Source organism: Snodgrassella alvi, from assembly GCF_002777855.1.
Taxonomy (GTDB): Bacteria; Pseudomonadota; Gammaproteobacteria; order Burkholderiales; family Neisseriaceae; genus Snodgrassella; species Snodgrassella alvi_E.
Genome location: NZ_MEIK01000018.1, coordinates 25,533 through 49,448, shown reverse-complemented (window position 1 = coordinate 49,448; position 23,916 = coordinate 25,533). Strand labels below are relative to the sequence as shown.

Below are 23,916 nucleotides of genomic sequence, written 5' to 3'. Positions count from 1 at the left end.
GCCTATGCCTGTACCATATTCGATTTTTGGTTTATCAGTTTCTGGTTTATCAGCTTCTGGTTCCTCAGCTTCCTGAAATTGAGTGCCTGTTGCACTCACATTGCCACTCACCTGAATATTGGTCGCACCTGATTCATGATTGCTGGCATCTATACCACTAGCAAAACCATTGATTTCACCACTTGACTGAACAACATTAATTCCGCCCAAAGGTACCTGGCCATTTTCATCACCGGCTTTTGTTGCGGCTTTCTTATTTACAGCAAATGCTGAACTTATGTCTTCTCCGTTTTCGTCAATATCTGAAACTGGTGCTGTACCTGATACAACCTGAATTCCGGCTCCAGTTTTACCTTCTACTTTGCCGGCTGTAGTCACTGAGACTTTTCCACCAGTTTCATTAACAGCAGTAATACCATCTGTACCACCAATAATACTTCCGGCAGTTTGATTAATAATAATATCGGTCTTCGATTTGCTTTCTGCTCTTGTTTCAGCATCAGGATAATTAAAATGCATATTAGTAACATCGATACCGGCGTCTTTATTACCAGTAACATTTCCTGCAGTAGTGATTTCGGTATTGCCTTGTCCGAAATTACTTGCAGATATGCCTTTTTCTTTACCTTTAATATTTCCTGATGTTTGGTTTATATGGATTGCTTTGGCTGTTTGAGTATTGGAAGCGGCAATACCAATACCATTTTCTGCTATGCCATCAGCAATTACCGTGCCAGCAGTAGTAATCGTGGTAGAACCAACACCTGAATTAGATGCCGTAATTCCTGTTGCTCCACCTTGAATTAAACTGGCGGCTGAAGACTGAGTTATATTCAGGTCAGTGGTATTTTTATTATTTATGGCAATAATACCACTACCAGAATTATATCGTTCACTATCTGGATTTTCAGGATCTTCCGGAATGGTTGCATTACCAGTTGAGCTTACATTACCGGCTATATCAATATTTGTTGCTCCCTTACCCTGATTATTTACTACAATTCCGTTAACTGAACCTTCAATTTTACTGGGAGCTGACTGCGTGATAGTCACATCTTGAGTTTTTTCACCACTATCTGCGTAAACAGCTGTTGTTGCTGCTATTGTTCCTGCAATATTAATTTTAGTAGAACCGGTACCATTATTAGATGCCATAATACCGGTGTTTTTAGCTTTAATGATGCTACTTTCTTCCTGATTGACTGTAAGATTAGTTGCTTGTTCAGAGTTAGTCATGCTAACCGCATCATCAAATAGCATATTTTCATCTGTTGATTCAGCAGCATCCTCGGAAGAAGGAAAAAATAAATTTCCTGAAGAAATAACATCTCCTTTTATATTAACAGTGGTTTCTCCAGTTCCATTATTCAACCCCCAAACACTACCCAAATCCCCTTTTCTCTCAAGTTCTACTCTAATATTCTGGCCATCTTTTAAATTAAAGACTTCAAAAGGGAGGGCAGGAAAGTCTATGTCATTATCCGAATAAATATTGCCAATAAACACAATATCTTTTCCGTTGACTTTATCTTTATCTGAAATTACTAAGTCTTCTGCTGCGGAAGCAACATTTGCACTCAATGCGAGTGCACCTAACAAGGTAAGTACTTTAACTCCTACAACTTTTCCACTTTTTCGAGCCAATTCTGAAGTTACTACATAAGCATGTTCTCTGGCATTCCATATAAGTTTATATATTTTATTCATAAATTAATCTATCTATAATTGTGAGTTGGTTTTTGTTAACACTATATAAATATAATGCAATTTATACTAACACTTAATTACATTATAAATCAAACCTATATTTTGTCTTAAAAATTACCATTATTGATACATATCAATTAAATTTTAGTTCATATTTATATTTATTTTTAAAGTATACATTAATTATTAGAATTTTTATTTGTAACAATTAGAGAAGAATTTTTTAATCACGATTTAGTTTTGGTAAATAGAACCTAAAAACTTAATTCAATTAAGTATTTAATTGTGTTGGTTCAGCTAGTATTTACCATCCACACTGATTTATAAGATATTTGAAGCATAAAATGCGAGAATAGTTGCTTTTTATATAGATGGATCTGATAGTAAACATCTTTATTCGTTTATATGAATAAAAATGAAATTTTTAAAAATTAATCAAATTTCAATTTATTACTGACATTTATAAGGAAAAATAAAGCATAGGCATATTAGTATCTAAAATTTTGCATTCATTACATTCCTTAAAAATTTTTTAAAATATATACACAAGCAAGTTCGAAACGCTAGCCCAGTTTTAACCTACATGCATAGCATGTAGTAGATAAAGATAATCAAACTTTAACTAAATATGTTGACTGATATCGTTTTGTTTTATACCCAAGCACTGATTCTTGCTGCTAAAGAAAGACGAGTAATCATGGCGGAATAATATTAATAATCTTCAGGTCTTAATGGAGGTCTATTATCTTTATAAACACACTACCTGCTTCCAGCATATAACCACCTGCTCTGATACCTTGTTTTTTTATATGCTTTCCAGATTAAATGAAAAGTCCAAATTGTGCATCAACAAAATCATTAAGCAACAGCATAGTCACAACGCCAAGTTTTTTATTTGGCCTAATGCGCATCAATGATTAATGAATTTTATTCATAAGTGTAATGAAACCAAGTATGTAGTTTTACTCTTTCTAATTCAGTATATTACAAATCATCCAGCCATCAATGTTCATCAACAAATATATGATGAGAATAGCTAAATATTAATATTATATTTGTATATTATTTTATACTTAACAATCACGTTTTTAAAACTTAAGAACGATAAATTGAAATCTTAAAAACACAGGATGGCTACGAATCAACCTGCAAATTAAAACCCATACTTTTAATGAGTTATTTACAACAATTAGTCACATCTTTCAATCTTAACTGGAGAAATAAATATGAATTATTCCTTTGATAATAAAGTTGCTTTAGTGACCGGTGCTGCTTCAGGTATAGGCCTTGCTACTGCTCGTGCCTTTGCAGAATCAGGTGCAACTGTCGTCCTAGCTGACATCAATGCAGATGCAGTAAACAAAGCTGCTCAGGATCTTGTTGCGAATGGATTTCAAGCAGAGGCAGTTATCTGCAATGTAGCCAATTTGGATGATATAGAGGCAATGGTAAAGCACATTGTTTCTACCTATGGCCAGCTCGATATTGCGTTTAATAATGCTGGAATACAAAATGTTTTAGCAGAAACTGCCGATGCCACAGCAGAGGATTTTGATCGTGTGATGAGTGTAAATCTGCGCGGAGTATGGGGATGTATGAAATATGAACTGATACAAATGCGCCAACAGGGCAATGGCGTGATTGTAAATTGTTCATCCTTAGGCGGAATTCTCGGTGGGGTAGAACGTGCTAATTATCATGCTGCTAAACACGGAGTGTTAGGTTTAACCAAAAGTGCGGCATTAGAATACGCGACACGCAATATTCGCATCAATGCTGTCTGTCCCGGATTAATTCGCACGCCTATGTCTGAAAAAATGGCAGCATCAGGTCAAAAGGAAGCATTAGATGCGATGGTTAAAACCGTACCGATGCAACGCCAAGGTCGACCCGAAGAAATTGCCGATGCCGTGCTATGGCTAGCTAGTGACTGTTCTTCTTTTGTTACCGGACAATCCATCTCAGTCGATGGTGGCTTAACCATGCGCTAATATGATTAACAAAAAAATGGCCGAATAGAAGTCTCAAGTATGTCAAAATTTAATCTGATTTTTGTGTTCGGTTAACATTCAGTGCGGTTATATTGTTATTTTTCTGCAAACTATGGTACAGGAATCAGCAAATAACATAGATTCCTGTATCAATTTAAAAAATAGAATTGGTATTTGTTTCTGATATTAAATATGCGTTCAGAGTGAATAAGATATTTTTTTTATAATTTTAAACAACATTGAGGAGTATCTACTAACAATCCAATACTTTATCCGTCTAATTCTCCTACCTTACCGTGATAACCTAACCAGCATGCATCATCTTCCAATATAGTATCCTTATTGCAACGACTTATATATTTTGCGATGAAAATATTAGGTATTAGATTACAAGTAATATAACACTCAATTTCTGTTCAAATTTTAGCTTAATCGAAAATCCAGAACATAACTGCAATTCTTTTATTGTTACAAAACAAAATTCTGTATTTGATAGTCAGTATGCCATCCCCTACAAAAAACATTTATACAAAATAATATCTAACTCCTACTTAGAAACACTGCTATTGATGCGTATTAAGCTTAATTTATATATATTTTATTCAGAAAAATAGGCAGTTTATTCCTTAGTTAAACATTCAAAAACTAAAAAAATGGCAGCCAAATTGCTATTAAAATACCAGAAAAGAAAATAATGATTAAGGATAACAGTTTAATTGTGTAAAAATACAAACAACAACAAAACAATATAGAGTCGAAGTGACTTTAATTTAGTGCAATAACAATTTGTAATTTAACTATTTAATGACAAAATATAGACATACAAGTCAAATTAGAAGAAAAATGGCAATAGCCATTTAAGAAATACTATATTGAAAATATAGAAGAAAGATGGTGGGTCGTGAGCGATTCGAACGCTCGACCAACGGATTAAAAGTCCGCTGCTCTACCGACTGAGCTAACGACCCAAGAGCGCGCATTTTAGGCAGGAGTGTTGCTGCTGTCAAGTCCTTTGCTAATTTCCATCTGTGGCAGAACGGCACAAAACGTACTGCCTCTTCCCACCACACTTTCAATTTCCAATTTACCGCCATGTTCTGCCAAAGCATGTTTAGCAATTGCCAGCCCCAGGCCAGTGCCACCACTCTGGCGGGAACGGCCAGAATCGACCCGATAAAAACGCTCGGTTAGATGGGGAATGTGTTCCGCCGCAATACCACCTCCGGTATCACTCACCTGAAAAATAGCCTGCTTAGCATCTGGTGCGACATTCTGACTCCATAGCCGGATACTGATGGTTCCTTGAGGCGGCGTATAACGTACTGCATTAAACAGCAGATTACTGAAAGCATTATACAAATCCTGCTGAATACCATTCACCCATATATCCGACGCCAACTCAGAGATAAAAGAATGCTTCTCTGCCGATAAAAGCATTGCTTCATGCACCACTTGCTCAGCCAAAGCCGTCAGGCAGACAGGCTGTCTACGCGAAGAAATATCGGTCTGGCTTTCTAGACGTGATAAGGTTAATAAATCAGCCAGTAGGTTGCGCATCCGCGCACCCTCTTTACTCATCAGTTCGATAAATGACTGCCGCTGCTCCTGTGGTAATTCGGGCATATCCGTCAATGTTTCCAGAAAACCATTAATAACTGTCAAAGGAGTGCGCAGTTCATGTGAAACATTGGCCACAAAAGCGGTACGTGTCGCATTTAGCTGTTCTGCCGCTGTAATGTCCTGCGTGATAATCAGAGTTGCCTGCTCGTCAAATGGTGTACGAATAATATTCAGTATTCTTGGTAAACCGCTGCCGTTTGCGTCAAAAGTAAGCTTGATATTTGCAAACTCTGTATCCTGCTCATGGAGAAACTGTTGAAAATCAGCTTTAGCGATTAATTCAGCCAAATTGCCATCAATATCCCGCTCGGTATCAAGATTTAAATGAATGGCTGCCATATGATTCAGCCACTGAATACGGCCATCCAGCCCCAGTATAAGCACACCTTCGGGTATGGTTTCAGCAATACGATTAAATCGTAGTAAAGCCACCCCTAGCTTCTGTTTGCGTTTTTTACGGCTTTTGGCCTGTAGCATTAAAGTATTGAAAATAGTATTCCAAATGCCAATACCTTGTGGCACATTTCGAAGCTTTGGCCGTTCCAGCCAGCGTACGAGTTTAATTAGATGATACCAGTACCCCACTAGCCACAAGAAAAAAAGAATACACAGACTGATCACTACAGACTGCACACCGCCAGTTAGCAGGGACAGCATAACAACCACAATCAGTGTAATCAGTATTAAATAAAGGTGACGACGCAGTTCTGGCATAAATGAATTTTATCCTGCCTGAAGAAAGATTCAGTATGAATGACTACAATGAAAACCGATAGCCACTGCCACGTACTGTCTGTATCAGGTGCTCATAGCCTACGGTCTCGAGCCCACGCCTCAAGCGACGAATGTGCACATCTACCGTACGTTCCTCAACAAAAACATGGTCTCCCCATACTTGATCTAAAAGCTGGCTACGGGTATAGATTCTGTCTGGATGAGTCATAAAAAAATGCAATAATTTAAATTCACTGGGACCAAAAGCTACTGCCTGACCATTAACCCGCACCCGCTGCTGTACCGGATCCAGCTCCAGCCCTTGTATCGACAATGGGGTACTGGTTTTTTGTGGAGCCCGGCGGCGTAACAATGCATTGATACGCGCTATCAGCTCCCGCGGTGAAAAAGGTTTGGTAATATAATCATCAGCGCCCAGATTCAGCCCCTGCTCCTTATCCGTTTCTTCACCGCGTGCAGTAAGCAAAATAATCGGTAAATCACGGCTTCTGGAATCGCGGCGCAGCTGGCGGATAAAATCGATACCGGAAATACCCGGCAGCATCCAATCCAGCAGCAGCACATCTGGTAGTCTGGATTGTAAAAATGGCTGTGCTTCTTCCACACTAGGTACACATTGCACGGCAAATCCGGCCTGCTCCAGCGTAAATTGAATCAGAGTGGCAATGGCTGCCTCATCTTCTACTACTAGAACCATTACATCTGCCATATATTTTCCTGAGCGGATAAATTGTTACCGTGTCAGATTAGCAAATTAATCAGAAAATACAACCTATCAGCAAGAAAAAACCTGTGCCAGAAAAGATTCTGCTGCACAGGTTAATAATTGGAGTAACCTTTTTCATGCTAACACAATATCAGCGGATATTGCAGCAAAAATGCATAATTAAAATGACAATCCACGCAAATGATTGCCGTCAAGCAGCTAAATTACATTTTAATATCTAATTATCAATCAGTTGATAGATTTTACAGAATGTTGTGAAACTGTCAGATAAATGCATTGTAGGCTGCCACTTAAGATTGAAAAACTTAGAAACCTTTAGATGAAAGCAATAATATTTCAATTTTTTAGCTTGGTCAGAAAAATATTTTAAGACGTAAAAAGCCAGTATGGCGGATTTATACTACCCCATGCCAGAGTAGAGGTATTTGTTCTTAATAAACCATCCAAAGCTTAAAAATCTTTATTTCAATAGCCGACACCACAAATAACTAACCTTTGCTTCAAACTCCTAATAAATTAATACCCATAATCTTCCCCTCGCCACTAAGAATTAAAATATGCCAAACGAAATCTATAGTTCACACTAATATAAATAGCCACAATAAGCCAAATCGATGATTTCTTCGCTCTAATTTATTCGACTTGAATGATAAAAAGAGAAGCTCAGTGAAACTAATTTACAACATGTCTAAAATAAATAAATATTCAAAATTTTCTTATTTTATATATATTTAGATATTCTTTACCAAATCAAACCTGAAATATTTTATTTTATTACTTCAGCATAATAAAAATACACATCTAAAAATCAGATACGCATATATTAAATTATTTAGCTAATTTCTTTTTCGCCAGCATGTAGCATTTTCCAGTCACCCTACAGCTTCTGACCAATCAAAATTATCTCTAACACTATTTTTTACATCGTATAACAATACTTATATTAATCATATAGTTAATTTTTTGACTTAGGTAATATTTTATAGTCGAATGAAATCCGAACTATATCTTATTCATTTTAAAGCCAGTTCTTAAGATATATGTCGTTAATACGAAATTATTATTAACCTGATTAAAGTTAATCAAAATGAATAAAATCTACAAGCTTATCTGGAGTGCGCAAGTACAGGCATATATAGTTACCTCCGAATTAGCCCACAAAGGAGGCAAAACAGCTACAGTCAAATTACTAAGCATCTTAGGTATTACCTTGGCCGCCTCCACTATAGCTCATGCTCAATGCCTTATTACTTCTCCTGACCACAAAGCATGTACGATTTCACAGCAAAGCCTTTCGCATAACACCACCTTTGCGGATACAACTATTACCAATAATCTGATTGAAAATCGCGATCCAGCCAGCCAAACCATCAATACTTCTAATGATGAACTGAATCAAACCCTAACCATACGCAATCAGACCGGCGCCGGTGATTTAACTGTCAATGCAAATAATAAAAATATCACTAATATCGATGCCAGAAACGATAGCACAGGTGCCGCATTTACCCTGACAACCACACAGGACATGTCCGGTTCCGATGTACGAGGCATTTATATAGAACATAACGGTACCGATGTACATCTTTCCACAGCATCCATCCATAGCCGGCAATTGAAAGGCATTAGTATCAACAACAGAGGCACTGGTGCCACTATCATCAACTCCGGCAATACCATAACCTCTGATAACGATGATGCCATCTACGCAGTCAATGATCCGACCGCCACTGATGTACAAATTACTGCCGGAGCCGTAACTGGGCATGGCAAAGGAATTTACGTAGCAAATAATGGTACAGGTTCAACAACCATTACCGTTAGTCAGGGTGTCGTGTCTGAAACAACAGATGGCATCTATGCTCACAATTCAGCCACAGCAAAAAATCTGACAACTTACACAAATTCAACCGTTCATGGATACACCAACGGCATCTATGCTGAAAACAACGGCAACGGCATGACATCAATAACCACTATTGGAGACGTAGAATCCCAAAATGGTGATGGTGTACATATCAACCACAACGGACAGAAATTAACCCTTAACAGTAAAAATGTACAGGGCACCAGCAACGGCATTTATGCCATCAATTCTGGAAACGATTCCACCGAAATTACGTCCAGTGCAACCGTCAAATCCACCTCCGGTAATGGTATCTTTGTTAATAATGGCAGTAACACACGAGACCTAACCATTAGCACCAATGTCGTTTCTGGCTCTGACAACGGCATTTATGCAAGCAACAATGGTAGCGGTTCAACAGTTATCAAGAACAGTGCAACCATCACAGCAACCGATAATACCGGCATCCGGATTGAAAACAACAATCAAACCACTGGATTACGCATCGAATCTCAACTTATTCATGCCGGAAATAACGGTATTTACGCCATAAATAATGGTAGCAATGCCACAGATATTATTTCACAGGGAGAAGTGACCGCTACGAAAGGCTACGGTATCTGGGCTGAGAATGGCAATAAAACCACCGATATCAATATTATACAGTCAGGTGGCAAAATCACCGGAGGTATCAGCGGCATCGAAGCACGCAATTCCGGTACCGGCAATACCTTAATCACCTTGGCAAACCAGATAACCGGTGGTTCCGGCGCAGGTATTATCAGCCATGACAAAGCCGGTAGTACCACTACTATCACGCTTAATACTGGTAGCCGCGTTTCCGCTACATCTGGTCTAGCAATCAGTGATGAGGAAGGTAATGCCAATGTGACACTAAAAAGTGGTTCTACTGTCAGTGGCCGAATCGAATTGGGTAATGGCAGTGATATCCTCAACGTAAACCGTGGCACCAACGTCAGTGAAATAACCGTTATGGATGGTGGCGATGATACCAGCAGCAATGATGGCATGATTGATACATTAAATATTAATCAGACATTAACCGGTTCAACAACAGGCACCAATAATGGTATAGCCGGAAATATTGCCATTCGAAACTGGGAGAAAATCAATCTGGCACAGAATAGTACACTCAATCTTAGTGGTGATTTGAACACAAATCAGCTCAATATCGGTGACGGTACAACCATCAGACTCATTCCTGACCTCAAACAAGCACGCATTGAAGGTGATGTATTAAATTCAGGCTACATCAACCTGAACAGCACCTACACCGGCGACAATCTTACTATTGGCGGAAATTATCAGGGTAATAACGGCAAACTTATTCTCGATCTAAAACTTAATTCTGCCCAAAGAGATAGCAACACTCCAGACAATACTGCCGACAAACTCATCATTCAGGGCAATGCCTCAGGTAACACCACCATCAGATTTGACAAAGTCGAAGGATTGGGTGGAGATACCGGCAACACCAATGGTATTGAAGTTGTCGAAGTAAAAGGAAGCAGCACACAAGACGCTTTTGCACTGAACGGTAATCGCCTGAGTGCAGGAGCTTATGAATACCATTTATTCAAAGGCGATTTACAACAAAACGGAAACAACTGGTATCTGCGTTCGCAAAAACAAACAAATCCTTCAGATGGTGGCGGCACTGGCGGTGGTGGCACTGGTGGTGGTGGCACTGGTGGTGGCGGTACTGGTGGTGGTGGCGGTACTGGTGGTGGTGGCACTGGTGGTGGTGGCACTGGTGGTGGCGGTACTGGTGGTGGAGGTACTGGTGGTGGCGGTACTGGTGGTGGTGGCGGTACTGGTGGTGGTGGCACTGGTGGTGGCGGTACTGGTGGTGGTGGCGGTACTGGTGGTGGTGGCACTGGTGGCGGTGGCACTGGCGGTGGCGGCACTGGTGGTGGCGGCACTGGTGGTGGCGGCACTGGCGGTGGCGGCACTGGTGGCGGCACTGGTGGCGGCACTGGTGGCGGCACAACCGTTAAACCATCTAAACTCAAACCACTGTATCGCAAAGAAGTGCCATTACTGGCTACAGTTGCTACACAGTTACGACAAGCAGATAACCTAATGCTGGCTAATATGCATCAGCGTATTGGTGCCACACCCATACCTGAAGAACGCATGAGCTGGGGTAGAGTTCTTGCAAACCGTACTGACATTCAGCAAAACGGTCCGGCCGAAGGCCGCAGTACCGGCAATTATGCTGGTTTACAACTTGGCAGTGATGTCTGGACAGGCAATGGCTGGCGTATCGGTGGCTATATAGGCTATCTACATGGCAATCTGGATGTAGATGGCTTTGCCAGCGGCGTAGATGACAAAGTAGGCAAAAACACCACCAAATCCTATTTTATCGGTGCTTATAGCAACTATACCCGTACCGACGGAGCTTACGCTGATTTTGTATTACAGGCAGCACGTCATCGTGCAGACATCAAACCGGATTACAATCCTATTAGTAAACAGAAAGGACACGGAATCACCGCTTCAATAGAAATAGGCAAACCATTTACACTGGCCAACAGCAACTGGAAAATTGAGCCACAAGCACAGATTATTCATCAGTGGCTGGATCTAAATGATAGCAATATCAGTGGTCACACCTTAGTAAGTCAGGAGCATAATAATGCGTGGTTATTCCGTCTTGGGGGACGTTTAGCAGCAACATATCAGCTCAATAAAGGCTTAATACATCCATATGCACGGGTTAATTTCTACTACTCACCTGATGGCTCAGACAAGACCAGCTACCGAACCATATCCACAACAACCACACTTAATGCCGGTGCCTCACATCGGAGTACAGAGCTCGCTCTGGGTGGCACGTATGACATTAACAATACTGTAAAAATTTATGCAGAAATCGGCCATACTTGGTCAAATGGAGGCAATGCCAAAGTAAAAGTACCCGTCAATGCTTCAGCCGGCTTAAAAATTGACTGGTAACCCCAAAGCTCCTGCATTACTTTTAGCATTATATAAACAACCACCTTAATCAATGATTAAGGTGGTTTCTATTAAATTTAAAATAATTATTCAATAAAAAATATCTGATAAATAAATCCCTTTATTTTTTATTCTTCTTGTGAAGAATCCTCCACAGACAAAATCATCAAATTCATATGGCAAATATTCTTTACATTCATTGATAAAGTGTTGTTTTTAGGTAATATTAGTTTGTTTTAAACTTTTATTATATATTTTTGTTAATTCAATGGATTACAATAGATTACTTTTTATTTGGGAACCAGAGCAATGAAAAGTAAACACCATCCCATCTGGAATAATCAGATCCCCTCCTCAACAATAACAACATATCTAAAATCCGCACTTGGACAAAAAACCATCGCTGAATTAACTATTCTATCCTTTTTACTGATCTGTCCCGAAATCAGTTACGCTGCCTGTCAGATTCAAAATTTAGAAACAATGACATGCGCAACAAAAACCATTGCAAACCAATCACCTTTTACATTTCGTCTTCAGAATACTGATACCGACTTTTCTGAATCTGATAGCAATGATAATCAAAAGAAAGCAATCAATAAAACCTTCAGTGGAATCGTAAGCGGCGCAACTTACGCAGAAAACAATCAGGCAAAACGCACGGAACGAATTGTCATCAACAACCGCTTTAACTCGTTAATTATTGACGAATCCAGAGATATGGATATCGGTCAGTATGACAGCGGCCCTGCTGTACAAGCAAACAATTACGATACAGCAACTAACATAGATATCAAAACCCAAAATATTACCAATCAAGGTGATGGCTTAATCGTCAATAATGAAGGTAATGGTTTCTCACATATCAAAACAGGAAACATTAACGCAACTGGCACCGCTATTGCCGTCACAACAGGCGAATCAGCACAGGACATATCCATTGATACACAGAATATTCAGTCCAGTGAAAGTAGTAATGTCGTCACAGTACAAAACAGAGGTAAAAATAGCTCCATCAGTATCAAAAGTGGCAACATATATTCTAGTGACCAAAGCAGCATCGGTATAACCGCTGAAAATCAGGAAAATACAAAAAATATTCTCATTCAAGCCAAAGACATTAATACCGGCGTAGGTATAAATGCATTTAATAACGGAACAGGTTTTACCACCATCAATACAGGAAACATCACAGCTGAGCAAAATGGCATCAATGCCACAAACGGCGACAACACACAGCAATTAACAATCAATACCAAAAATATAAGCGCAAGTACTGCCATCAGTGCTATGAATAGTGGTAAAAATTCAATTTTTATCAATACAAATGGCAATGTAACCGGTAATCAGATGGATGGCATTAATGCCATCAACATCGGTACTGCAAAAAATATTAATATTAATCATTCAGGCGGTACCCTCACTGGAGCAAACAATGGCATCAATACCGTCAATATCGGTACTGGAGACATTAATATTGAAATTGCTGGCAATGTTAAAGGCGGCAACGACGCCATCATAGCTCAAAACAGCGGCAGCGCTAAAGACATCAATATCGATCAGATTAATGGCAACATATCTGGTGACCTGAATGGTATCAACATCATCAATAATGGACTTGGAAACATCCGAATAAAAGCAAATGGCCAAATTCAAGGTGATATAGGATCCGCAATCAATATCAGCGGAAAACCCAGTACAACAACCAACATCTTTTTAGATAAAAATGCTGTAATAAAGTCAAATTCAGGTATTGCCATACAAGACGATAACACCAATACAAACATTATCCTGAATAATGGAGCCAAAGTCAGCGGACAAATACTACTTGGCGACGGCAATGACACCTTCACCATTAATCATGGCGACACCAGCACTATTACAGTTCTCGATGCGGGTAACAAAGATACCAATGGGCTAAACGGTAATGGCGTGAAAGATATAGATACACTGAATATCAACGGATGGCTTACTGGTTCCTCAAGCAGCGAAGGAAAAGAAAACGATACAGCCCTTCGCAACTGGAGCATCATCAACATCGGAGGGAAATCCCAGTCACAAACAGACAGCACACTAAATCTTACTGGCGACCTAACAACCAATCAGCTGAATATCAATCGCAGCGGAAAATTAACATTTAACGGATTTTCCGCAGAAGCATCCTCAGACCATAGCCTGTCTGAACCTCATTCCATCATCATCAATGGCAATGTTACCAATGCTGGCATCATCAGCCTAGGTAACAGGCATACTGGAGATAATCTTACAATCACAGGTGACTATAACGGCGCCAAAGGCACGCTCATCCTCGACACTGAGCTGAATGATGATAAAAGTATTACCGATAAACTAGCCATCAGCGGCAATGCCTCAGGCACAACCAGTATACGGATTAACAATATCAAAGGTCTCGGCGCCGACACAGGTAACAGCAAAGGAATTGAAATTATCAGTGTAGCCGGCACCAACATTACGGATGCAGAAAATGAGCCTGTATTCACACTGACTGGCAGCCATGTCGATGCCGGTGCCTACGAATACCGATTATTTAGTGGCGATCAGACCAGAGAAGATAGCAACTGGTATCTGCGCTCACGCATTAAGGACACACCTAAGCAAGACGACAAAACCACCATAGTAAGTAATCACCCTGATAACAAACCAGTCATCACCAAACCAACCTACCGCAAAGAAACACCACTAAACTCTTCAACCACTGCACAACTGCTTCAAGCTGACAGCATTATGTTGGCAAACCTACATCGCCGTACGGGCTCCACACCAACAGCAGAACAACGCAGAAGCTGGGGACGAGTAATAATCAGCCGTACCAATATTCGACAGAATGGAACCACCAGTCCACATACCACCGGTCACTATAATGGTTTACAAATGGGCAGCGATATTTGGAGCAATCCTCACTGGCATACAGGTGGATACCTCGGGTATCTGAACGGTCAGCTGAATGTAGCCGGTTTTGCCAGCGGTATAAATGGGAATGTAGGTAAAAACGACATTCAATCTTATTTCCTGGGCGCCTACAGCACCTACACCAGCAATACTGGCAGCTATCTAGACATCGTTTTACAGGGCGCACAACACCAGGCAAATATCAGGCCTACTGGTAATCAGGCCAGCAAACAAAAAGGACATGGCATCACAGCCTCAGTTGAAATAGGTAAACCTTTTACAATCGGCCACAGCGCATGGAAACTGGAGCCCCAGACACAGATTATGCGCCAGTGGTTGCACCTGAATGACAGCCAGATAAGCGGAAACACAACCGTCAGCCAGAACGGCAATAATGTTTGGCTGTTTCGTATCGGTGGTCGCATGCATGGTGATTTTCAGTTTAATAAAGGCATATTCCATCCCTATGCACGAATCAATTTTATCTATTCACCGGATGGTGACGATTACACCACGTACACTACTCGTACAGCATCAACCACATTAAATACCAGTCTGGCGCATAGCAGTACTGAAATGGCGATTGGAGGCAGCTACGAAATTTCCAATAAAATGAGACTTTACGGAGAATTTGGCCACACAAAATCTAACGGCGGAGATGCACGGATAAAAGCCCCTTTTAATGGGTCTTTAGGATTCAAAGCTGAATGGTAATATTTATAATGATATTATCATAAATAATGAATAATCTGTTTAAATAATTATTTAGCATAATTAATCTAAAGAAAATCCAAAATAAAAATTAAATTCCTTCTGAAAAACAGACATTAATGGACAATAATATTGCAAATAATCAATATTATATTAATCAATCAGAATAAATAAAACACAACACCTTTAATCAAATATTTCGATATAAAACTTTAAAGCTTAATACTTACAACATTAATACAAACCGGAGAAATCACCATGAATACACAACCGAAATCCACTTTGCGCCCATTGATATCACAAATAAGCCTATCCGCTTTATTATGCCTATCAAATAATATTTTTGCTGCAATCGGAGATACAGCAGCTGCAATAGATGCTTGTGAAAACAATGTCAGCCCAGCCCAAAACCATACTTTACCAACAGAAGTAGGCAACATTGCAATAGGATGCGCAAGTTTGGCGGCAAACGGCTCAGATAAAGAATCTAAATTAGTAAAGGGGTGGGCCATGGCAGAGAGATACAATCCTTACAACAAAATCAGTGGCAAAGATTATGGAAGCAGTGCAGCAATAGGATTTGGCGCATACGCCTATTCTCCTTTTACATTAGCACTGGGAAGTCACGCCAAAGCTTCTGCAAGCTCTGCAACAGCCATAGGTCCAGAAGCATTATCATCAGGTAATACATCGCTAGCTATCGGCCGTCAAGCCGCAGCCATTGCAGACTTTGCGCAGGCTATTGGAAATGTAGCCGCAGCCACAAATAAAGGAACATTGGCTATCGGACATTCCGCAACAGCAACCGGCTTTCGCTCTATAGCCATCGGTTCAGCCAATATCAAAAATGTTTCGACAATTGATCAAGATGTAAAGTTTCAGTCCGAAGACAACACCCTATCTTCAGGTGAGGACGCCATTGCTATGGGTAGCGGAGCACAAGCCGCAAAAGATTACACCTTGGCACTGGGTGCATTTTCTAAAGCCTTAGCATTGGACTCAATGGCAATAGGAAAAAATGCTCAGGCAATAGCAGATAATGCCATTGCCATCGGCAATGGTGCGTCTGCAACCAAAACAGGTGGCACTGCGCTAGGCATGAACGCCAGAGTCTTAACAGAAAACAGCATCGCCTTAGGTATAAATTCCGTTACCAGTAGTGCATTAGGCGATGCATATCTAACCAAACAACCCCTTTCATCAGTCAGGGGAGTAGTCTCCATTGGCACACCAGAACAACTACGCCGCATCCAAAACGTAGCCGATGGCGCTCAAGACAGCGATGCAGCCACCGTTGCTCAGCTTAAAGCAGCAACCAGCTCCGTCATAAACACAGGACAATTGGATAACATATTGTCTTTAGCAAAAGATTATACTGATCATAAAATTAGTCAGGTCACAACTGTATCCAATCAAAATCCAGCTAACATCAGCAATGATATTAACAAACTGAATAATGGCAGCGCGGGTATGTTTCAGGTAAACCAAAACGAGACAACTACCGCACCACAACCATCTGCTCCTGGCTCTGTAGCTGGTGGCTCAGGAGCCGTAGCCTCTGGCAACCACAGCACAGCAATCGGCAATCATGCACAGGCCAGAGCAGAAAATTCTGTAGCACTGGGCGAAAGTTCAGTAGCCACCCGCAATAACAGTGTCTCAATTGGCAGCGTCGGCCACGAGAGACAAATCAGCAATGTAGCAGCCGGCGTTGCAGACACAGATGCCGTTAATGTAAGTCAGATGAATCATGCACTCAATAAAATTGGCCACAATATCAGTCACCTGAATCGTAAAATCAATGATATTGAAGATAACTCAAATGCAGCTATCGCTTCTGCCATCGCTATGGCTAATCTGCCGCAGCCGATGAATGCTGGTGATGGAGGCCTCACAATGGGCTTCGGCACACATCGTGGTGAATCAGGCTATGCTGTCGGTTATTCTGTGGCCAGCAATAAAGGAAGCTGGGTTTTTAAAGCAGCGGCTACAGGCAACACTCAAGGCAAATTTGGAGCAGGTGCGGGCGTATTTATAAAGCTGCACTGACGAATAAAAATTATCGTGCAGACGGCACTTTATATTCAAGGTGCCGTTATTTTTTATAAATTAAATCCATCGCAGCATGAAAACGATTCAAAACAAAGTAGGAAATGGCTGAATATTATTAAGTTTTACTAAAAATAAAAACAAAGGGCAAACAACGCATAGACGTAAATCACTTCAGTAATGATTTATTTTAAATACTGATAACATTATGTTCCATAACAGCATTTTGTGATTAGCAACAAAATATCATCGGTATTTGAATATAAAATCTCATCACCCCAAAACACATAAATATTACTGCTTACTTGAGCAAAACATTTCATACAGAACAGCTACAACTATCCTCTTCAACTGCGTCTTAACACCATATTATCGCGATGAATCAATTCTTCTTCCGCCACATAGCCTAATATTTCCTCAATTGCTTGTGATGGCTGCCGCAACAACCGACTGATTTCATGATCGCTATAATTTACTAATCCTCGAGCAATTTCTTGGCCTGTTTGATTACAAACAGCCACCAAAGCTCCGCGTTCAAAATGGCCATTTACCGCCATACAGCCGATGGGTAACAAACTAGAATGCTGTACAGTCAACGCCTTGACTGCGCCATCATCTACCACAACACTTCCTGCTAGCTGCACCTGCCCCAACAGCCATTGCTGACGTGCACTTAGACGATTTGCAGCTGGCGTAAACAAAGTACCTATCTGTTCTCCATCCACTACTCGCACTAATACATTGTCCGCATGTCCATTTGCTATCAGGGTGGCCGCACCACTCAAAGCAGCACGTCTGGCTGCCACTACCTTGGTAAACATGCCGCCGGTTCCTACACTGCTGCCGGCACCACCGGCCATACTTTCCAGCTCAGGATGGTCAGCAGCAATTTGATGGATAAAACTGGCATCGGTATGCTGGCGTGGGTCGCGGTCATATAAACCATTCTGATCAGTCAGAATAATCAGTATGTCTGCTTCAATCAGATTGGTCACCAACGCCCCGAGCGTATCATTATCCCCGAGCTTAATTTCATCTATGGTGACAGAATCGTTTTCATTAATAATGGGTACCACCCCTTGCTCCAGTAGGGTACGGATGGTACTGCGGGCATTCAGATAGCGAGTACGGTGACTCATATCATCATGCGTCAACAATATCTGAGCGGTCTGAATCTGCAGTGACACAAATGCCTCTTCATAGGCTTGAGCCAGTCCCATCTGACCCACTGCAGCCGCAGCCTGTAGTTCGTTGAGTGCTTTAGGTCGTACTGTCCAGCCCAGACGCTTCATACCTTCAGCAATGGCCCCACTGGAAACCAACACCACCTGCATGCCACGCGCACGCAAGTGCGCAATTTGCTGTGCCCAGTTATTCAGTATCGTCTGGTCGACACCCTGTCCACCGTTAGTTACCAGACTGGAGCCCACTTTTACCACCACACATTGTGTCTGGCGAATATCAAAACTTGAAAGATTCATGCTGACCATGCCATTATTATTTTCATATTTGAATGAACCATTTTACCTGCTCTTATCCACTTTAATAAATGCTCATGCAACAGCAAAAACAGCAGCCATAAAGGCTGCTGTCAAATAGATAAAAGACGTTAGCTATGCATCAAAGCCTGTACACACCATGCCATCACGCCATCCGGTACTACACCCCATAGCAACAAAAGCAAACCGTTGATGGATAACACCACTTTACCCAGCAGGGACATATTAAATATAGGTGCACCCACAGAATCCGCAGTGTCGAAATACATGGTTTTCACCACATGCAGATAGTAGAACGCGCCAATTAATGACATCACCACTGCATACACAGAAACCCACACATAGCCACTAGAAAGCAATGCTTTGATGACTGCCAGTTTGGCATAGAAGCCCATTAAGGGTGGAATACCAGCCATAGAGAACATAGCCAGCAACATTAGGAATGCATACCAAGCATTTTTCTGATTCAGGCCGGCAAGATCACTGATATTCTGGCATTCAATATCCTTGTTAGATAACAACATCAAAATGGCAAAAGCCACAGAAGCCATTAAAGCGTAGGTGATGGCATAGTAAATGGCGGCAGTACAGCCAACTTCACCAGCCAACAGCGCCAGCAGGATAAAACCCATATGTGCAACGGTTGAGAAACCGAGCATACGCTTGATACTGGTTTGCATAATGGCAGCAAGATTACCAATAAACAAAGAAGCAATCCCCAATAACAGCAACAAATCGCGCCAGCTTTCCCATTGTGTCAGTAGACCATACACCAGAATACGGAAAGCAAACACCGTGGCAGCGATTTTTGGCGCCGTACCAACCAGAGCAGTTACAGCAGTTGGCGCACCTTGATACACATCGGGTACCCACATATGGAAAGGCACTGCACCCAGCTTAAATACAATACCGGCTACAATAAATACTACGCCTAGTTTCAGCAACCATGGATTGGTGCCTTCCTGACTGGCTGCCAGGACTTGCTGTAACTGCAGAGTACCTGTTGCACCATATACCAGAGAAATGCCGTACAACAGCAAACCGGAAGCCAGAGCACCGAGCACAAAATATTTCAGCGCTGCTTCAGCTGCACGGCCACTATCGCGCTGCAGAGCAATCAACGCATACAATGCCAGTGACAGTAATTCCAACCCAACATATAAGGTTAAGAAATGGCATGCAGAAACCATGATGTTCATGCCCAACAGAGCAAACAAAGTCAAAGTGTAAAATTCACCCTGATAAATATTTCTGGCACGAAGATAAGCCTGACTGTAGATAAAAACGGCTATCACCAATCCATACATACATAATTTGGCCAATTGAGCCATGCCATCAAGCACAAACATGTCGTGGAAGGCATATTGCGGTTGCTGTTTCCACACCAGACACTGCACAGCAGCGGTCAAAATCAGGCCGATAACAGATAAGGTACAGGTTATCCAGCGTTGCCGGTCATTCAGCCATAAATCCACCAGCAGTACGGCAAACAGTACGCCAGTTAGCACCAGTTCCGGTACAGCGGGAAATATTGTTAAATCTGTCCAGTTCATTCACATTTCCTTACAGTTTGCTTTGTGCCGCTTGGACAATTAAATCATTAGCTGCCTGATGCACAACGGCGATAAAGGGTTCGGGATACAAACCAAAACCAAGTACCGCTACGGCCAAAATCACCAGAATAAGCAGTTCGCGTTTATTCACATCTTTTAATTGCGCCACTTCGGGGTTTTTAATAGCACCAAAAATCACCCGTTTAAACATCCACAGAGTATAGGCAGCACCATAAATCAGAGTCAGTGCCGCTAGTGCGCCAATCCAGAAATTGGTTTTTACCGCGCCAACAATCACCATGAATTCACCCACAAAACCGGAAGTACCGGGTAGACCAGCATTTGCCATGGCAAACAGCAGCATAAAGGAGGCAAATATTGGCATGCTGTTAACCACGCCACCGTAAGCTGAGATCTCACGGGTATGCATGCGGTCATACATCACGCCAATGCTCATAAACATGGCTGCTGAAACAAACCCATGAGACAGCATCTGCATGATGGCACCTTTAAACGCCCAATCATTCAGGTAACCGCCAGTAAACAGGAAAAAGCCTAAGGTCACAAAACCCATGTGGCTAATGGAAGAATATGCCACCAATTTTTTCATATCGGTTTGTACCAGTGCCACCATACCGATATAAATCACGGCAACCAAACTCAGCACAATAATCGCTGGAGCAAAATAGCGTGCTGCATCCGGCAGAATCGGCAGCATAAAACGCAGAAAACCATATCCACCAATTTTCAGGGTAATAGCCGCCAGCACCATGGAACCACCAGTTGGTGCTTCCACATGGGCATCTGGCAACCATGTATGTACTGGCCACATAGGTACTTTCACTGCAAAAGACAGGAAAAAACCGATAAACAGCAACACCTGTGCAGTCATGGCCAAATGTTTGATGTTGTGCCATGTTTCGATAGCAAAGCCGCCAGTCTGATTAGACAGGTAAACAAAACCCACCAGCATCAGCAATGAACCCATCAGGGTATAGAGGAAGAATTTGATGGAGGCGTAGACACGTCGCGGACCTCCCCAGATACCGATAATCAGATACATCGGTATCAGCATGCCTTCGAAGAACACATAAAACAGAATGGCATCCATGGCTGCAAAAGCACCATTGATCAAACCAGACATAATTAAAAACGCGGCCATATACTGTGCCGGTCGTTTCTGAATCACCTGCCAGCCAGCCAACACCACCAGTAAGGTAGTGAAGCTATTCAGAATCACAAACAGTACAGACAGACCATCCACGCCCAAGGCATAGTTGATATTGAGGCTGTCTATCCAGACATGAAATTCTGTAAATTGAAAGCCACCATTCAAGCGATCAAATTTGCAAAACAGCGGTATGGTGATGAGAAAGGATAGCAGCGCACCTATTAAGGCCAGCACTCTGGCTATCCCAGCGTGCTTGTCTGAGCCGGTGGCCAGCACAACGATACCGGCCAACACGGGCAGCCAAATCGCCAAACTGAGTAAGTAATCGTACATATTTATAGCCTAAAAATACTAAGTTGAATGCCTTGAATTAACCGCCGAACATGGTTTTCAGCAACGGCCAGAATGTCCATGCCACCAGCACAAACACGCCCAGCACCATAGCAGTTGCATAAGTATAGAGATAGCCGGTTTGAATCCGTCGCACCAGTGCAGCCACTGTGGCCACAACGCGCGCAGCACCGTTAACAATTAATTTATCAATGATGAGCACATCACCTACTTTCCAGAACAGCGTTCCCAGCAGTCGGCTGCCTTTGGCAAAAACGTTGTAGTAAAGTGCATCCAGATAGTATTTGTTGTCCAACAAGGTATATATCGGACGGATGGAAGACACAATCCGCGCCGGAATCTGTGGTTTTTTCATGTAGAAAAACCATGCCAGAACTACGCCGGCAATGACCAGCCATAACACTGGTGTAGTCAGACTGTGCAGAGCCATGGCAAAAATACCGTGATATTCTTCTGCCACGGTGGCCAATGCAGGGTGGGCGGCGCTGTTGATGAAAATTACATTATGGTAAAAATCGCTGAAGAGCATGGGTTTGATTGCCCACATACCGACAAACACTGATGGAATAGCCAGTAAAATCAGCGGAATAGTCACCACCAGCGGGCTTTCATGTGGATTATCCTGCGGACGCAGACCATGGTGTTCCTCGCCATGATGATGTTCGTCCTGCCCACTCTGGCGCCATTTTTCTTCACCGTGGAACACCAGAAAATACAGGCGGAAGGAATAGAAAGCGGTGACAAATACACTGGCTACCAGTGCCACATAAGCGAAGCTGCTGAAAGGCAGTGTTGAAGCTTTAACAGCATCGATGATGGAATCTTTGGAATAGAAACCGGAGAAGAATGGTGTACCAATCAGAGACAAAGAACCAATCAACATGCAAATCCACGTTACTGGCATGTATTTACGCAGTCCACCCATGTGGCGCATATCTTGATCATGATGCATACCCATAATCACACTACCGGCCGCCAGAAATAACAGTGCTTTAAAGAAAGCATGGGTCATCACATGGAAGACAGCAATATTGTAGGCAGAGGCACCCAGTGCTACGGTCATATAGCCTAACTGCGACAGGGTGGAATAAGCAATCACACGTTTGATGTCGTGTTGAATCATGCCTAAAAAGCCCATAAACAGTGCGGTTATGGTACCGGAAACCATGATGACACCAAGTGCTGTATCAGACAATTCATACAATGGTGACATGCGCGACACCATGAAAATACCAGCAGTTACCATAGTGGCAGCATGAATCAGGGCAGAAATCGGAGTTGGACCTTCCATGGAATCCGGCAACCATACATGCAATGGAAACTGTGCTGATTTACCCATGGCGCCGACAAACAGCAGAATACAGGTTACGGTAATCAGTGACCATGGATGGCCGGGAATCAGTTCAATGGTGGCGTTTTTTACTTGATCGATGTGCTGGAATACGTCGGCATAGCGCAAACTGCCGCCAAAATATGCCAGAATCAGGCCAATACCCAGCACAAAACCAAAGTCACCAACACGGTTGACCAGAAAGGCTTTCAAATTGGCAAAGATGGCGCTATCGCGTTTGTAGTAAAAACCAATCAGCAGATAAGACACCAGACCTACGGCTTCCCAGCCAAAAAACAACTGGATGAAATTATTACTCATCACCAGCATCAGCATGGAGAAAGTAAACAGGGAAATATAGCTGAAGAAACGCTGGTAACCATCGTCGTCACTCATGTAGCCGATGGTATAAATATGCACCATCAAGGAGACACTGGTTACGATGACAAGCATGGTAGCGGTGAGCGTATCAATCAGAAAACCCACCGAGAAATCCAGCCCGCCCATGGTCAGCCATGTATAGACGTTTTCATCAAATGGCTGACGGCCGCCTGTCATAAACCCGTATAGTACCCACACCGATAATACGGCGGATAGGGCAACGCCGGCAATGGTGACACTGTGCGCCCCTTTTCGACCTATCAGCTTACCGCACAATCCAGCCAGCAGGGAACCGATGAGCGGAGCCAAAGCAATAATCAGATAAACACTCATAATTTTCTCTCGTTCCTCTC

The 23,916-nt window shown here is 42.0% G+C and carries 12 protein-coding genes and 1 tRNA gene; 4 read left to right on the top strand and 9 right to left on the bottom strand.

The genetic code is table 11. The features are described 5' to 3' along the window. A partial coding sequence (locus tag BHC43_RS03175; protein ID WP_218966449.1) for an ESPR domain-containing protein occupies positions 1-1,707 on the bottom strand: 1,707 nt, incomplete at its 3' end. 1,226 nt (positions 1,708-2,933) lie between these two features. Here BHC43_RS03175 and BHC43_RS03170 point away from each other — a divergent pair. Next, on the top strand, positions 2,934-3,698 hold the full coding sequence (locus BHC43_RS03170) for an SDR family NAD(P)-dependent oxidoreductase (RefSeq protein ID WP_100156502.1): 765 nt from the start codon (positions 2,934-2,936) through the stop codon (positions 3,696-3,698). Positions 3,699-4,590: 892 nt separating this feature from the next. Here the strand turns inward: BHC43_RS03170 and BHC43_RS03165 are convergent. From BHC43_RS03165 to phoB, 3 genes are all read right to left on the bottom strand, one after another. Next, positions 4,591-4,666, bottom strand: a tRNA-Lys gene (locus BHC43_RS03165). Positions 4,667-4,679: 13 nt separating this feature from the next. After that, the gene (phoR, locus tag BHC43_RS03160) at positions 4,680-6,032 is read right to left on the bottom strand and encodes a phosphate regulon sensor histidine kinase PhoR (RefSeq protein WP_257377975.1); all 1,353 of its coding nucleotides are present in this window, start codon (positions 6,030-6,032) and stop codon (positions 4,680-4,682) included. 43 nt (positions 6,033-6,075) lie between these two features. Further along, positions 6,076-6,762 (bottom strand): phosphate regulon transcriptional regulator PhoB, encoded by a 687-nt coding sequence (gene phoB, locus BHC43_RS03155; protein WP_100141432.1) that lies wholly within the window; start codon positions 6,760-6,762, stop codon positions 6,076-6,078. A gap of 1,105 nt (positions 6,763-7,867) precedes the next feature. On the opposite strand from phoB, the gene BHC43_RS03150 reads away from it, so the two are divergent. Together BHC43_RS03150 and BHC43_RS03145 are read left to right on the top strand one after the other, a co-directional pair. Next, positions 7,868-11,608, top strand: a complete 3,741-nt coding sequence (locus BHC43_RS03150) for an autotransporter outer membrane beta-barrel domain-containing protein (protein WP_100156501.1) — start codon at positions 7,868-7,870, stop codon at positions 11,606-11,608. 309 nt (positions 11,609-11,917) lie between these two features. Next, positions 11,918-15,232: an autotransporter family protein gene (locus BHC43_RS03145; RefSeq protein WP_100156500.1), complete on the top strand. Its 3,315-nt coding sequence runs from the start codon at positions 11,918-11,920 to the stop codon at positions 15,230-15,232. Between the two features lie 209 nt (positions 15,233-15,441). Here BHC43_RS03145 and BHC43_RS10655 read toward each other — a convergent pair whose 3' ends face one another. Continuing rightward, complete coding sequence (locus tag BHC43_RS10655) at positions 15,442-15,741, bottom strand: hypothetical protein (protein ID WP_180297413.1); 300 nt, start codon at positions 15,739-15,741, stop codon at positions 15,442-15,444. Between BHC43_RS10655 and BHC43_RS03140 the strand changes: the two genes are divergently transcribed. After that, a complete protein-coding gene (locus BHC43_RS03140) occupies positions 15,740-17,278 on the top strand; it encodes a YadA-like family protein (protein ID WP_180297412.1) in 1,539 nt (512 codons plus the stop codon). The two genes, BHC43_RS10655 and BHC43_RS03140, sit on opposite strands and share 2 nt — an antisense overlap. 347 nt (positions 17,279-17,625) lie before the next feature. Here BHC43_RS03140 and proB read toward each other — a convergent pair whose 3' ends face one another. From proB to nuoL, 4 genes are all read right to left on the bottom strand, one after another. Further along, positions 17,626-18,759 (bottom strand): glutamate 5-kinase, encoded by a 1,134-nt coding sequence (gene proB, locus BHC43_RS03135; protein ID WP_100156498.1) that lies wholly within the window; start codon positions 18,757-18,759, stop codon positions 17,626-17,628. Positions 18,760-18,887: 128 nt separating this feature from the next. Then, on the bottom strand, positions 18,888-20,330 hold the full coding sequence (nuoN, locus tag BHC43_RS03130; RefSeq protein ID WP_100156497.1) for an NADH-quinone oxidoreductase subunit NuoN: 1,443 nt from the start codon (positions 20,328-20,330) through the stop codon (positions 18,888-18,890). Between the two features lie 10 nt (positions 20,331-20,340). Continuing rightward, positions 20,341-21,834 carry an NADH-quinone oxidoreductase subunit M gene (locus BHC43_RS03125; protein ID WP_100156496.1) on the bottom strand — a complete coding sequence of 498 codons (1,494 nt, stop codon included), beginning with the start codon at positions 21,832-21,834 and terminating at the stop codon, positions 20,341-20,343. A 37-nt stretch (positions 21,835-21,871) separates the two neighbouring features. Continuing rightward, positions 21,872-23,896, bottom strand: a complete 2,025-nt coding sequence (gene nuoL / locus BHC43_RS03120) for an NADH-quinone oxidoreductase subunit L (protein ID WP_100156495.1) — start codon at positions 23,894-23,896, stop codon at positions 21,872-21,874. Between the last annotated feature and the right edge of the window lie 20 nt (positions 23,897-23,916).